The organism is Streptomyces sp. NPDC089799 (assembly GCF_040684755.1).
In the GTDB taxonomy this organism is placed as follows: Bacteria; Actinomycetota; Actinomycetes; order Streptomycetales; family Streptomycetaceae; genus Streptomyces.
On the sequence record NZ_JBFBGR010000011.1, the window covers coordinates 165,458 to 178,286 of the forward strand.

The 12,829-nt window shown below is 74.4% G+C and carries 12 protein-coding genes; 4 read left to right on the forward strand and 8 right to left on the reverse strand.

Features of this window, described 5'->3' with window-relative positions:
- Nucleotides 1-25: 25 nt before the first annotated feature.
- From AB0O36_RS15005 to AB0O36_RS15020, 4 genes are all read right to left on the reverse strand, one after another.
- Nucleotides 26-523 (reverse strand): hypothetical protein, encoded by a 498-nt coding sequence (locus AB0O36_RS15005; RefSeq protein WP_365109322.1) that lies wholly within the window; start codon nucleotides 521-523, stop codon nucleotides 26-28.
- A gap of 71 nt (nucleotides 524-594) precedes the next feature.
- Nucleotides 595-2,943, reverse strand: coding sequence for a PIG-L family deacetylase (locus AB0O36_RS15010; protein WP_365109325.1), 2,349 nt, complete (start codon nucleotides 2,941-2,943; stop codon nucleotides 595-597).
- 328 nt (nucleotides 2,944-3,271) lie between these two features.
- The gene (locus AB0O36_RS15015; protein WP_365109328.1) at nucleotides 3,272-3,811 is read right to left on the reverse strand and encodes a hypothetical protein; all 540 of its coding nucleotides are present in this window, start codon (nucleotides 3,809-3,811) and stop codon (nucleotides 3,272-3,274) included.
- A 199-nt stretch (nucleotides 3,812-4,010) separates the two neighbouring features.
- Complete coding sequence (locus AB0O36_RS15020; protein ID WP_365109331.1) at nucleotides 4,011-4,805, reverse strand: SDR family NAD(P)-dependent oxidoreductase; 795 nt, start codon at nucleotides 4,803-4,805, stop codon at nucleotides 4,011-4,013.
- A gap of 140 nt (nucleotides 4,806-4,945) precedes the next feature.
- Between AB0O36_RS15020 and AB0O36_RS15025 the strand changes: the two genes are divergently transcribed.
- Together AB0O36_RS15025 and AB0O36_RS15030 are read left to right on the forward strand one after the other, a co-directional pair.
- A complete protein-coding gene (locus AB0O36_RS15025) occupies nucleotides 4,946-5,509 on the forward strand; it encodes a TetR family transcriptional regulator (RefSeq protein WP_365109333.1) in 564 nt (187 codons plus the stop codon).
- A 113-nt stretch (nucleotides 5,510-5,622) separates the two neighbouring features.
- A complete protein-coding gene (locus AB0O36_RS15030) occupies nucleotides 5,623-6,654 on the forward strand; it encodes an alpha/beta hydrolase fold domain-containing protein (protein WP_365109336.1) in 1,032 nt (343 codons plus the stop codon).
- A gap of 23 nt (nucleotides 6,655-6,677) precedes the next feature.
- Here the strand turns inward: AB0O36_RS15030 and AB0O36_RS15035 are convergent, their stop codons facing one another.
- Nucleotides 6,678-7,067, reverse strand: coding sequence for a cupin domain-containing protein (locus AB0O36_RS15035; RefSeq protein ID WP_365109339.1), 390 nt, complete (start codon nucleotides 7,065-7,067; stop codon nucleotides 6,678-6,680).
- Between the two features lie 49 nt (nucleotides 7,068-7,116).
- Here AB0O36_RS15035 and AB0O36_RS15040 point away from each other — a divergent pair, with 49 nt between their 5' ends.
- Nucleotides 7,117-7,965 (forward strand): AraC family transcriptional regulator, encoded by an 849-nt coding sequence (locus tag AB0O36_RS15040; protein ID WP_365109342.1) that lies wholly within the window; start codon nucleotides 7,117-7,119, stop codon nucleotides 7,963-7,965.
- Here the strand turns inward: AB0O36_RS15040 and AB0O36_RS15045 are convergent.
- Both AB0O36_RS15045 and dacB read right to left on the reverse strand, forming a co-directional pair.
- A complete protein-coding gene (locus AB0O36_RS15045; protein ID WP_365109345.1) occupies nucleotides 7,905-9,479 on the reverse strand; it encodes an MFS transporter in 1,575 nt (524 codons plus the stop codon). The two genes, AB0O36_RS15040 and AB0O36_RS15045, sit on opposite strands and share 61 nt — an antisense overlap.
- Nucleotides 9,480-9,907: 428 nt before the next feature.
- Nucleotides 9,908-11,425, reverse strand: coding sequence for a D-alanyl-D-alanine carboxypeptidase/D-alanyl-D-alanine-endopeptidase (dacB, locus tag AB0O36_RS15050; RefSeq protein WP_365109348.1), 1,518 nt, complete (start codon nucleotides 11,423-11,425; stop codon nucleotides 9,908-9,910).
- A gap of 334 nt (nucleotides 11,426-11,759) precedes the next feature.
- Between dacB and AB0O36_RS15055 the strand changes: the two genes are divergently transcribed.
- Complete coding sequence (locus tag AB0O36_RS15055; protein ID WP_365109351.1) at nucleotides 11,760-12,188, forward strand: nuclear transport factor 2 family protein; 429 nt, start codon at nucleotides 11,760-11,762, stop codon at nucleotides 12,186-12,188.
- Between the two features lie 47 nt (nucleotides 12,189-12,235).
- On the opposite strand, the gene AB0O36_RS15060 is transcribed toward AB0O36_RS15055, so the two are convergent.
- Nucleotides 12,236-12,787, reverse strand: a complete 552-nt coding sequence (locus AB0O36_RS15060) for a GNAT family N-acetyltransferase (RefSeq protein WP_365109550.1) — start codon at nucleotides 12,785-12,787, stop codon at nucleotides 12,236-12,238.
- Nucleotides 12,788-12,829: the final 42 nt, after the last annotated feature.

Here is a 12,829-nt window from a genome sequence, read left to right on the forward strand (position 1 = left end):
ACCGCCACGGGAACCCGGCGAGGGGTCAGACGGGGTCGGTGCCGTCGCCCGGTGGCGGTGCGGTGCGGAGGCGCCGGAGTTCCGCGAGGAGGTGCTCGTACGCGCGCCGCTCCTCCGCCACCGCGCGCCGGAACGGGGGGTGCTGCGGATCGCGGCGGGAGCGGGCCTCCCGGGCGGCGGCGAGGCGGGCGGCCCTGGCCCGGTCGGCGCGGCTCCTCGCCTCGGCGTACCCGTCGTCGAGGAGTCCATGGCCGAGCACCTCGTCGAAGGCGCGCTCCGCCAGCGTGCCGGTCCGGTCGAGGCCGGCCGTGCAGCTCTCGGGGGCGGTCCGGTCGCAGGGTTCGGCGAGCGCGCCGGCGAACGACTCCAGGGTGGCCTTGAGTTCCGGGTACCCCCATGCCGGTGAGGGATCGTTCCGGCACCCGGTCGCGAAGGCCGCGACCGCGGCCAGGGAGAGCACGGAGAGCAGGGCGCGGGCCGTTCCCGGTCCAGCGCGCCCGGTGGAGCCGGAACAGGGAGTCATGGCGCCCCGATCGCCCGCGGGTCAGGAGCGGGCCGCCGCCGGGCGGTGCCGCTGCGGTCCGGCCGCCATCCTCACTCCCGTGGGCCCGGCCCGCCACCCGGGGTAATGCCGGCCCGGCCGCCCTTCCAGGGCGGGACCGCCCGCTGCCACACGGAGGCGGGTCCGCCGCCCGGGTGCCCCGCACCGGACGGGGAGGCCGTCGCGACGTGCAGGGCCGCGTCCAGGCCGACCGCCGCAGCGACGGCCGCGGCCCCGGTGGCTCCGGCCACGAGGACCGGAGCGCCCGTGTACAGCATCCCGGACTCGTGCCAGGGCTGCGGAACGCTCGCGCCCGGACCGCCGGTCCCGGCGCCGCCGGGTGCGTCGGGCAGTCCGGGGAGGGCCGAGGTCCCGACGGTGCCGGTGTCCGCGCGGCCGGCGAGCAGGCCGTCGGCCGCGCCGACGGCGCCGTAGCCGGCCCGGCCGCCCGCGTCGGTCACCGGGGAGAACCGCGGCGCGGACTGCGGGGCGGACTGCGAGGCGGACTGCGGGTTCGCCGCGTCCGCCGTACCTGCCGTGCCTGCCGTGCCCGCCGTGCCCGCCGTGGCCGTCGTGCCCGCAGTGCCCGCAGTGGCCGCAGTGGCCGCAGTGGCCGCAGTGGCCGCAGTGGCCGCAGTGGCCAGGCTCGTGTCGACGGTGCCGGTGCCGGGCCGGCGGAAGTACAGGCGCACGCCCTCGCCCTCCGGGCTCACCGAGAGCGGGCCGGTGGTCTGCGGCAGCCCGGTCGGGAAGGGGCCGGCGAGCGGGGCGTCCGGTGCGGGCTGGACCCAGGCCAGCACTCCGCGGAGCGTGGTCGCGTAGACGTGCCGGCGCCCGGAGGCGTCCGTCGCGGTGACCGGGTCGCCCTGGAGGCCGGAGCCTCCGAGGGACTGCCACGGCCCGAAGGCGCCGCCCGGGGTCTCCTGCGTACTGCTGCGCAGGGTCCGCCGGGAGTCCCGCACGTACGCCGTCATCCGGCCGGTACGGTCCACGGCGACGGCGGGCCCGCCGAGGGCCGAGGTGACCGCCGTGTCCCCGGTGTCGGGGGTGCCCAGGGACCGCCAGGGGCCGAACGTGCCGTCGGGCCCGGCCTGGACGGCGTACACGACCTCCCGGCCGTATCCACTCGGTGTCGCGCCCAGCGTGGTACGGGTGCCGAAGACGGCGATCCGGCCGTCGGGGAGGCGGGCGGCGGTGGCCCCGGTGTCGAGGCCGGTGCCGGGGAGGAAGCGGGGGCCCTGCCAGTCGGCCCGCGGGCCGCCGCGCGACCAGTACGCCATCCGGCCGTCGAGGACGGCGAAGGCCCAGAGGCGGCCGGAGCGGCCCTCGGCCATCCAGGAGGTGCCCTCGCCGCGGCTGTAGCGGATGGTCTGGTTCCATCCGGCGCCGGTGGGGCGGGTGGCGGCCTTGCGGTCGCCGCAGCCGGCGGGGCTGCCGCACCAGTTCAGGTCGTCGAGCCAGGCGTAGGTCTTGAGGTAGCCGAGCTTCTCCTCGGCGGTCTCGGGGGCGAGCGTCGGGGGCAGCCCGGTGTTGGGGTAGCTCACGTAGTTCTGGACCGAGAAGTGCGGCCGGCCGGTGGACCTCGCGTAGCGTTCGGCCGCCGCCTGGACGAAGCGGGCGCCGTACATGTGGTCCTGGTGGTCGGCGAGGACGTGGCTGCCCGGGTACAGGCCGGGCGTCGGGTCCTGCGTCCGTATCGTGGTCGGCCGGTACGTCGCGAACACCTGGGCCACGGCCTCCACGACCTGGTCCCTGGTGTACGAGAACCAGCCCTTGACCGGGGTGCCGGAGGTCAGCTGGGCGCCCAGGGCGGCGGTGTCGCCGTCCCACAGGCCGCGGAGGCTGTCGGGGTTGTCGTCGGAGATGCTGCGGGCCTCGCGCAGCTGCATCCACACCAGATTGACCTCGGGGCGGGCCACGAGGACGTCCACTTCCGCGCTCCCGCCGCCGGCGGTGGGTATGGACTTCCGCTGCCACGCGCTGGTGCGGTCGCCGGTGGCCATCTGCGCGTAGGCGCCCCGGATGCCGTTCTGGCGGGCCTCGGCGTAGGCGGCGCGGTCGGCGGGCCGCGCGGTGTCGTCCAGGTGCGGGCCGTGGGCCTCGTTCCTGCCGTCGGACTCGCCGGAGGTCAGGTAGACGCTGGTGACCCTGATGCCGGCCGCTATGGAGCGGGAGATGTCGGGGTTCATGAAGAACAGGTCGTCGTCGGGATGGGCGACGACCTGGACGACGGATCCCTCGGTGACGCTCGGGCGGAAGGCCGGCGCGGGGGCGGAGGGCCGCCCGGAGGTCCCGGACGCCCCGTCCGACCCGTATCCGTAGGCCCAGGTCGTGAGCCCGGCCGCACCGACGGACAGCGTCGCGAGGAGGGCCGCGAGGCGGGTGCGGCTGGCCAGGGACATCTGAGAACGCCTTGAGGATCGGTGCGGTGCGGGGTCCGCCGTGGAGGTCGGTCGGTGCCCCGACGGCTCCACCGTGTGCAGAGGCGACCGGCGGCGATTATGCCCCGCCCGATTTCGACTGACACACCCTCAAGGGGCATATGAAAGGAAGGTGAGTTACGTGATGGTTGTCACGATTTGCCCCAATTGCCAATCTTTGGGCAATTCCGACATCGCCGCATCGCCCGTGCGGCGATGTGGCATTGACCACACCGCCGCCCGCACCACACCGCCGCCCGCAACGCACCGCGCCGTGTCGCGCCTCACCGCGGGTGCGCCGCCCGGAGGATCAGAACGCGCTCTTCGACGCGAGCTGGACGACGCACTCCTTGTACTCGCTGCCGTCACCCTTGCCGGTGTACGGCGTCTTGGCCTCGACCTGCTGCGAGGCGCCGGCCTTGACCTTGAGGTTGTCCACGGTGGCCAGGGCGAGGTTGGCGTCCGAGCCGGCCTTGCCGCGGAACTTCATGGTGATGTCGTAGGTGTAGTCCAGGGAGCCGTTGTTGGTGACGGTCAGCCGGGCGACCAGGTTCTTCCTGGAGTCGTCCAGCTTGCACGCGTCGATCCGGATGTCCCGCTCGGCCTTGTCGCCGCGCGAACCGCCGGTGACGGAACTGCCCCCCGAGGTGCTGCCGCCGGTGCTGCTGTCGTTGTCGTGGCTGCCGCCGGTGGTTCCCCCGGTGGAGCCGCCGGAGCCGGAGTCGGAGCCGTGGCTGCCGCTGCTGCTGTGACCGCCGCCGCAGCTGCCGCCGTGGGAGCCGCGGGCTCCGGTGAGGGCGACGATCGCGATGCCGAACACGGCTATGGCGCGGACGTGACGAAGTTTCACGTTCAATTCCCGTTGCAAAGTCTGGTGATCGAGTTACCGCCCGCCTTGACGAGCGCACGTCACCATAGCGGTTGCCGGGCCCGTGGACTGTGACGGTTCTGCTGTGGACTGTGACGGTTCTGCTGCAAACAGGAGTTGAGGGAGTGAAGGTGACGCCGCGCCCCCACGGGCACCCGCCGGGCGTGACGCCGGCCGCCGGCTAGCGCGAGGCCCGCTGGGCCTCGACGATCTGCCGGACCGAGTCCTCGACCCCGGACGCCCGGGCCTGGACCCGCTCGGCGAACCGGGGGAACTGCCCGGCGATCGCGCTGAGCAGCCGCAGCTCCAGCGGTGCCACGTTGACCTCGCACAGGTCGCGGCGGACGGCCCGTACGACACCTTCGGCCACCTGCGCGGGGCTGACGGTCCGGATGCGGTTCGGCGTGGCGGCGCCGGTCGCCGCGAACATGCCGGCGTCGCGCACGAATCCGGGCTGGACGAGGGACACCCCGACCCCGGTGCCGGCGAGGTCCTGGCGCAGGGCCAGGGCGAATCCCCGCAGCCCGAACTTCGTCGCGTTGTAGAGGGAGGAGGACCGGGTCGCGGCCTTGCCCGAGATGGAGCCGACCAGCACGATGTGGCCCCGGCCGCGCGCCACCATCGGCTCGGCGAGCGCCCGGCACAGCATCACGGGGGCGCGCAGGTTGACGTCCAGGGCGCGGTCGATCTGGTCCTCGCTGTAGTCGAGCAGTTCGCCGCTGGCCGGCAGGGCCGCGTTCGCGATCAGCAGGTCCGTGTCGGCACACGTCCGGGCGAGGCGGGCCACGTCGTCCCGGTCGGCCAGATCGGCGAGCACCGTGCGCGCGCCGTACGCGTCCGAGGCGGCCTTCAGGGCCTCCTCCCGCCGTCCGGTGACCACCAGGTCGGCGCCATGGGCGGTCATGGCCGCGGCCAGGGCCGTCCCGATCCCTCCGGTGGCACCGGTGAGCAGAACCTTCGATCCGCGTACGTCCACGACAACTCCCCTTCTCGGCCTGTTCGTTCGAACGAACAGTAGGGAGGTCGGCCGGGCCTGTCCAGAGCGCGGAGCCGCCGGATCCGTCCGTCCCGGGGCCGCCCGGCCGGCGCCGTCGGGCGCTGGGGCAGAATGCGGTCATGCCCGCTTCCTCCGACACGCGCCAGAACATCATCGACGCCGTACTGCGGATCATCGGCCAGGACGGGATCGCCGCGGTGTCCAACCGCCGGATCGCGAAGGAAGCCGGGGTCTCGCTCGGCTCGATCACCTACCACTTCGCCACCCAGCACGAACTCCTCCGGGAGAGCCTGCTGTTGTTCGTGGCGGAGGAGACCCGGCACTTCACCGCGCTCGCCGACGAGTGCACGGACGATTGCCTCGACATCCGGCAGGCGGCGGAGGTGGTGGCCTCGGTCGCGGGCGGCGACGGTTTCGACAGCCGCCACATCGCCCCCTTCGAACTCTACGTCCAGGCGGGCCGGGACGAACGGCTGCGGGCCGCCGCGGCCGAGTGCTTCGCCGCCTACGACCGCCTCGCCGCGCGCATCCTGACGCGTCTCGGCCTGCCGGACGCGGAGCGCCTGGCCGGCGCCGTCGTCGCCGTGGTCTTCGGGCAGCAGCTGCGCCGGCTGGCCACCGGCGCGCCCGTGGAGGACCTCGTCGACGCCCTGCTCGTCCTGACGCGGCGCGCCCCGGCCTGAGAGCCGCACGGGGCGGGAGCCGTAGGGGGGCGAGAGCCTTACGGGGCTGCGTTTCCGGGACGGTCTCCGGGACGGACCACCCGGGGCGTCCGGCAACTGGTTCACTGAGTGGCATGGATGACCGCGCGGACGCATCACCGGCAGGCACGCCGCCCATCGATCCCGAACTGGACGTGGTGCTGGCCTCCTTGGGCGAATGGGTGAGGAATCCGCTCACCCCGGAGAACCTGACGGCCCGCGTGGAGCTGGACGCCGCGGCCAGACCCCGGCCCACGCTCGGCGAACTCCGGGACGGCGGCCGCTTCGAGGTGTCCGAGGTGCGTGCACCCGGACCGCCGGGCGGGCCGGACGTCACGCTGGTGAGCGCCCGGCCGGCCGGCGCCGCCGGACCTCTGCCGCTGCTCTACTTCCTGCACGGCGGCGGTCTGGTCATGGGCAACGCGGCGTCCGCGCTCCCCCAGCTGCTGCGGGAATGGGCCCTGCCCCTGGGGCTGGCCGTCCTGTCGGTCGAGTACCGGCTGGCACCGGGGACCCGGTACCCCGGACCGCTGGAGGACTGCTACGCGGGCCTGGTCTGGGCGGCCGGGGAGGCGGACGCGCTGGGCATCGCCCCGGACCGGATCGTGATCGCGGGGCGCAGCGCCGGCGGCGGTCTCGCCGCCGCCCTGGCCCTGCTCACCCGGGACCGGGGCGGGCCCGTGCCGCTCGGGCAGCTGCTGCTGTGCCCGATGCTGGACGACCGCGGCGGGACGTTCTCCTCGCGGCAGATGGCCGGGGTGGACGTCTGGGACCGCACCTCCAACGCGACCGGCTGGCGGGCAGCGCTGGGCGACCTGTACGGCGCCGCCGACCTGCCGGCGTACGCGGCGCCCGCCCGCGCGAAGGACCTGTCGGGGCTTCCCCCCGCCTACATCGACGTGGGGTCGGCCGAGACCTTCCGGGACGAGGACGTGGCCTACGCCGACGCCCTCTGGAGGGCGGGGGTCCCGGCCGAACTGCACGTCTGGCCGGGGGCGTTCCACGGCTTCGACGGTCTGGTGCCGGGGGCTGCGGTCAGCCGGGACGCCCGCGAGGCCCGCATCCGCTGGCTGCGGCGCCTCCTCGCGCAGCCGGGCGCGGGTGGCGGCGCCGGGCAGCATGCCTGAGGCCTCCTGCCGCCTGCTGCGCGTCAGTCCAGGGACTCGGCGGCCCGGGTCAACGGCCCGCCCGCAGAACCCGTGTTGGGCACGCCGGCCGGTTCCAGCAGCAGGAACGCGGTCTCCTCCTCGGCCACCGGGCAGTGTTCGGCGCCCCGGGGGACCACGTACAGCTCCCCCGGGCCGAGGACGACGTCCCCGTCCCTGAGCCGGATGGTGAGCCGGCCGCTGAGCACGAGGAACAGCTCGTCGGTGTCCTCGTGGTGGTGCCAGACGAACTCGCCCTTCACCTTGACGATTTTGACCTCGTAGTCGTTGAGGCCGGCGATCTTCTTCGGGGCCCAGTGCTCGTCGAACCGGGCGAGTTGGCGGGCGAGGTCGATCGGTGCGTTCGGTGCTTTCGGTGCCTTCGGTTGCGTCATGCGATCAGCCTGCCGCTGCCGCCGTCCCCCGGTCTTGTACGTTCCTGGCATGACCGACGACCGGCCGCGTACGCGGATCAGCGCCTGGAGCCCGGCGGTTGCCGGGATCGCGGAGGTCTTCCACGCCGACTTCACCGATCACGCGTACCCGGTCCACGTCCACGACACCTGGGACCTGATGATCCTCGACGACGGCGCGGTGGACTTCGCCGTAGACCGCCGCCGCCACGGTGCCGCGGGCTCGGGCACGGTCGTCCTGCTGCCGCCCGGCGTACCCCACGACGGGAAGACGGTCCTCCCGTCCGGGTTCCGCAAACGGGTGCTCTACCTCGACACGCGTGTCCTGCCCGAACGGCTGGCGGGAGCCGCGGTCGACCGGCCGGTCCACGGGGACGGACTGCTCCGGGACCGCGTCCACCGGCTGCACCGGGCCCTCGCCGCACCGGGCGAGGAGTTCGAGGCGGAGTCCCGGCTGGCCCTCGTACGCGAACGGCTGCTCGGCCATCTGGGGGACGTCCGAACGGCGAATCCGGAGCGCGGGGCCGGACGGACCGCCGCCGCGCTGCGCGAGCTGCTGGACTCCCGGCTGTCCGCGGGAGTGACCCTGGACGAGGCCGCCGCGCTCCTGCACGCCCACCCCACGCACCTGGTCCGCTCCTTCCGGCAGGCGTACGGGCTGCCACCGCACGCCTACCTCACGGCCCGGCGGATCGACCGGGCGCGCCGGCTGCTGCTCACGGGCCGGCGCGCGGCCGAGGTGGCGACGGCGGTGGGCTTCTACGACCAGGCGCACCTGAACCGGCACTTCACCCGCCATGTGGGCATCGCGCCCGGACGCTACGCGGCCGCGGCCGCGTCACACCGCGGCCTCGGTCCACGGCCTTCCCGGCCTTCCTGATCCGGCAGATCCGCAGGATCCGTCGGATCCGTCGGATCCCCCGGATCCCCCGGCGACCGGCGGCGCGGCGGCAGCAGGAGCGCCGGTACGAGCGCCAGGGCCGCGACGGCCGCCAGCGTGAGCAGGGTCGGGCCCGTGGCGATCGCGGCGGCAGGCGCAGCGGCCGTGGCCGTGGTCGTGGTCGTGGTCGTGGCGGCGATGCTCGTGGCGGCCATGGGCATGAGTCCGGCGGCCACGGCGACGCCCAGCGTCGAACCGGTGTTGACGGCGGTCTGTTTGAGCCCGCCGACGACACCGGCGTATCCGGCCGGCGCGTCACCGACCACGGTTCCGGTGGCGGTGACCATCACCGCGGCGAAGCCGAGACCGACGGCTGCAAAGCCCGCCGCCTCCACCCATCCGGAGCCCACCCGGGAGAGCAGCGCGATGCCGAGCACGGTGAGGAGCACACCGCCCGTGGCGGTGCGGCGCGCTCCGATCCGGCCCAGCGCCCTCCCCGTGAGCGGCGCGCCGACGACCATGAGCAGGGGCAGCGGGAGCCCGTGCAGCGAGCCGGTGAAGGCGTCCAGTCCGGCGACGGTCTGCAGTTGGTACGTCACGGCGAACAGTGCGCCGAACACACCGGCCGCGATGACCAGCAGCATCGCCATGGAGGCCGCCACGGGAACGGACCGGGCGACTGCGGCGGGGACCAGGGGGTTGCCGCTGCTGCGTTCGGACAGCACGAACAGGACGGCGGCGCCCAGGGTCACGGCGAACCCGAGGAGTGCGGGCGCGGAGGTCCAGCCGCGGGCCGGCACCTCGACGAGGGTGGCCACCAGCAGCGCGAGGGTGGTCGCGAGCAGGGCGGCGCCTCCGGTGTTCAGCCGTGTTCCCGTCACGGCCGGGCCCTCCGCGGAAGGCCCGCCCGCGCGGCCGGCGGCGTCGGGCGGCGGGGTACGGACCGCCAGCGCCAGCGCCGCGGTGCCCAGGGCGAAGGGCAGGTTGAGGAGGAAGACCGCGCGCCAGCCGAGGAGGGCGACGAGGGCGCCGCCGAGCACCGGTCCGGCCGCCGAGGCAATGCCGATGGCGCCGGTGCGGACCGCGACGGCTCCGGCGAGCCGGTCCGCCGGACAGGCGGTGCGCAGCAGGGCGAGCGTGGCCGGCTGGAGCACCGCGGCGAACACCCCTTGCAGGACGCGGAGTCCGATGACCCAGCCCGTGGCGGGGGCGAGGGCGATGCCGGCCGAGGCCGCGCCGAAGCCGAGCGCGCCGAGGACGAGCATGCGGCGGTGGCCGTACCGGTCGCCCAGGCGGCCGCAGACGACGAGCAATGCGGCGACCGCGACCAGGTAGGCGGTGCTCACCCACTGGGCCTGGGCCACGGTGGCGCCCAGTCCGCGCTGCAGGCCGGGCTGCGCGGCCATGAGCACGGTGCCGTCCAGGGCGACGAGGGACGCTCCGGCGACGCAGGCCACCAGCACGGAACGGCGCCGCACGGTGCTCACGGTCTTCTCGGTTTGATCACATGGCATAGACAGTGTCTACCATGGTGCGTAGACACTGTCTACTCGGGTGGGTGTCAAGGGATCGCGCGCCAGAGGGCCGCGTGCCGGAGGTTCGCCCGCCGGCGTGTCTCCTCCGGTTTCCGCCTGGTCCCGGGGCGCGGCGAGCGGACGGACGTCCGTCGGGGCCGAGAACCCGCTCCCGGGGGCGATCACCCTGGACGCTCCGGCGAACCCGGGGGAAATCGACACGGCTCCCGCGGCGACGGCGGCCATCAGGAGGGAGGGGCGGTGCAGGCGGGTCATGGCGGGCTCCTTGGGGGTGCGAGGTGCGGTCCGGCATCCGGTCCGGATCCGCTGGGTGGCCTCGTACCTCCATTGAGCCGCCGTACCGGGGGCGGCGTCACGCCACTCGATCCCGGGGCTTGACAGCCCGACGGGAAGGAGCCCGACCGCCGTCAGGGCGACTCCTGCAGGTAGGCGGAGATCAGGGCGAGGTCGTTGGCGATGGAGAGGACACCGGCCGGGTCGGTGGTCGGCGTGGAAGCACCGTTGACGCCTGCGTAGAAGGTGTCGAAGCGGCCGCCGCCCTTGTCCAGGTAGCCGGCGATGGTGATGGCGCCGACGGCGAGCCGGTCGTTGAGGGAGTCGCCTCCGACGGCCGCGCCGGTCTTGGCGAACACCTTGCCGCGGGCCGGGCAGGTCCGGCAGTTCCCGGCCAGCAGACCGTCCACTCCCAGAACGGGCAGGGCCTCCCGGAAGCGCTTCGCGTCCGGCGTCCTCTGCCAGTACGCCAGCATCTGCACCAGCGCCTGCGGCGTGGCGCGGTCGGCGGGGTTTCCGCCCCGCCCGTCCATGAGCTGCACCTGCTCGCGGTCGACGCCGGCCCGGTCCAGGAAGGCGGCGAGCACCGGGAAGCCGTCCTCGCACTGCCGGCTTCCGGTGGTGACGGCCATCAGGCAGATGCCCAGGTTGGCGCCGAGGTTGTGGCTGACCTTGAGGATCAGCTTGGCGTACTGCTCGTACGGGGGCGAGGTGTACGAGGCGACCCGCGGCCGGCCGTCGTAGTCGCGGGGCAGCCGGGCGGCCGGGTTGGGGCCGGTCGGGGCGGCGGTGACCGTCACCCCGGCCCGGGCGAGCGCCTCGATCAGCGCGGTCCGGCCGAAGGCGGCCGGGTCGGTGACGGGCGAGGTGCGCAGCAGCGGCTTCGCGTCCGCGGCGATGGTGCCGGAGAGGCGGATCCGGGTGCCGCCGGCGGTGGCGGCCACCGTGATGTCCGTCGGCTTCCCGGCCGCGACGGTCCGCACGGTGGAGGTGACCTCGTACGGTGCGACCTTCGGCCGCCAGTCGAGCCGGGCGTCGGTGCCGGGCCGGTCCCCGGGCGTGGTCAGCAGGTCGACGAGGTTGTCGTTGATGATCAGGGGGGTGGGGAGGGGGTCGAGGACCGGGTCGGGGGCGAAGATCCGGCTGTCGACGATCACGTCGCCCTCGACGCGGGTGATGCCGGACGCACGGATCCCGCGGGCGAGCTCGTCGATCCCGGCGAGGGGGTTCTCCGGGGTGAGGGTCGCGCCGGGGAAGTCGTTGGCGTAGGTGTGGTCGAGGTCGGTGTACGCGACCGTGCCGTCGGGGCGCGTGCGGCCGCCGAGGGTGAGGTCGCCCTGGGCGACGAGGTCGAGGTCGCCGGTGAGGGTGGAGCCGTTCCGCTGCCCGACCGCGTAGACGGGGGTCACGAAGCGGTGACCGCCCCCGAGGGTCCGCCAGGTACCCGAGACGGAGAAGAGCTTGGCGGTGGATCCGGGGATGAAGAACTGGGCGGGGAACAGGCTGTGCAGCGCGCGCCCGCCGGCCGGTTCGGTCTGCAGGAGCCCCCACTGGGCGTTGCGGTACTCGGGCTTCCGCATGATCGCGGTGATCCGCGGGTCGAGCCGGCCGGGATCCCCCACGCCGGACGGCAGGGGCCACGGCGAGGGCAAGGGTGAACCTGAGGGCGAGGGTGAGGGCGGAGGTGAGGGAGCCGCCCGGACACCCGTCCCGGAGGCGAGCCCCACCAGCAGCAGGGCCGCCGCACTGCCGGCGGCCGCGCGGCGCCGCAGCGCCGCGCAACGGATCGGAATGTCCACAGCGCGCTCCGTTCGTCGCGGCTGCCTTCTCCCAGGGGGTCCGGTTCCTGTGACCAGCGTGGCACAGCACCCCCGACGGGGCCGCCCGGCGGTGGGGAAAGTGGTGCTGGACGGGTCCGCTCGCGCGCTGGGAGTGTTGATCAAGCGGCTCGTGCGGCCGCCCCGACTCTCTTGAGGAAGAAGCAGGATGACGCTCAACGACTCCAAGATCGAGGCCATCAACGCGTTCTTCGCCGCCTACGCCGTCTACGACCTGGACGGGATGCGGGCGGTGCTGGCCGAGAACATCGAATGGACCATCCCCGGCCACCACCCGCTGTCGGGCACCAAGCGGGGCGTGGAGGAGGTGGCGGCCTTCTTCACCCAGCTGGGCAAGGCCGGCTTCCAGGCCGAGCCGCTGTTCCTGGAGTCGGGCGGCGACTACGTGGTCGACATCCACCGGGGCTGGACCACCGGGGGCGTCGGCAAGGTGGACACCCTCTGGGCGCTGGTCTGGCACTTCGACGCCGACGGCAAGGTCGACCGCGTCCACAACCTCTCCGGCGACCAGCACCAGATGGACGCCTACGTCTGGGCCAACTACGACCTGGCCCCGATCCCCGACCGGCTCGCCTGAGCCACCGCCGGCCGGGGCCCTGACCGGGGCCCCGACCCCGGCACCCGTCAGCCCCGCGGGGGTGGCTCCGGCCGGTGGTCCCCGGCCCGGAGGCGGTACACCACGCTCGGCCGCAGGGGCCCGGCGGGCACGGTCGGGTCGTCGAAGTCCTCCGCCGGGTCGCGGGTCATGCCGATGCGGTGCATCACCGCCCGTGACCGCCGGTTGCCGGCCGCCGCCACCGCGAGGACCTCCGGCAGGCGGAGGTACTCAAGGCCGTGGGCGACCACGGCGCGGGCGGCCTCGGTGGCATAGCCGTGCCCCCAGGCCGTACGGGCCAGCCGCCAGCCGGCCTCCACCCCGGTGAACGGCATGCCCTCGTCCACGGGGTCCAGTCCGGCGAAGCCGATGAATTCGCCGGTGGCCCGGACCTCCACCGCCCACCATCCCCAGCCCCGCCGTTCGAGGTCGGCCTGGAAGGCAGCGGCGCAAGCCTCGCTCTGCTCGCGCGTGAGGACGCCGGGGAAGTACTCCCGGACCTCCGGGTCGGCGTTCATGGCCGCCCACGGGCCGAGGTCGGACTCCCGCCAGGCTCGGAGGAGGAGGCGCTCGGTGCGCAGCTCGTCCGCCTCACCGGCACCGCCCCCGTGGCCGCCGTCGCC

Excerpts from the sequence above, each read along its gene's own strand:
- AB0O36_RS15035 (WP_365109339.1), bottom strand. The coding sequence starts at position 7,067 with ATGACGCAACCGAAGGCACCGAAAGCACCGAACGCACCGATCGACCTC.
- AB0O36_RS15040 (WP_365109342.1), top strand. The coding sequence starts at position 7,117 with ATGACCGACGACCGGCCGCGTACGCGGATCAGCGCCTGGAGCCCGGCG.
- AB0O36_RS15010 (WP_365109325.1), bottom strand. The coding sequence starts at position 2,943 with ATGTCCCTGGCCAGCCGCACCCGCCTCGCGGCCCTCCTCGCGACGCTG.
- AB0O36_RS15005 (WP_365109322.1), bottom strand. The coding sequence starts at position 523 with ATGACTCCCTGTTCCGGCTCCACCGGGCGCGCTGGACCGGGAACGGCC.
- AB0O36_RS15045 (WP_365109345.1), bottom strand. The coding sequence starts at position 9,479 with ATGCCATGTGATCAAACCGAGAAGACCGTGAGCACCGTGCGGCGCCGT.
- AB0O36_RS15025 (WP_365109333.1), top strand. The coding sequence starts at position 4,946 with ATGCCCGCTTCCTCCGACACGCGCCAGAACATCATCGACGCCGTACTG.
- AB0O36_RS15055 (WP_365109351.1), top strand. The coding sequence starts at position 11,760 with ATGACGCTCAACGACTCCAAGATCGAGGCCATCAACGCGTTCTTCGCC.
- AB0O36_RS15030 (WP_365109336.1), top strand. The coding sequence starts at position 5,623 with ATGGATGACCGCGCGGACGCATCACCGGCAGGCACGCCGCCCATCGAT.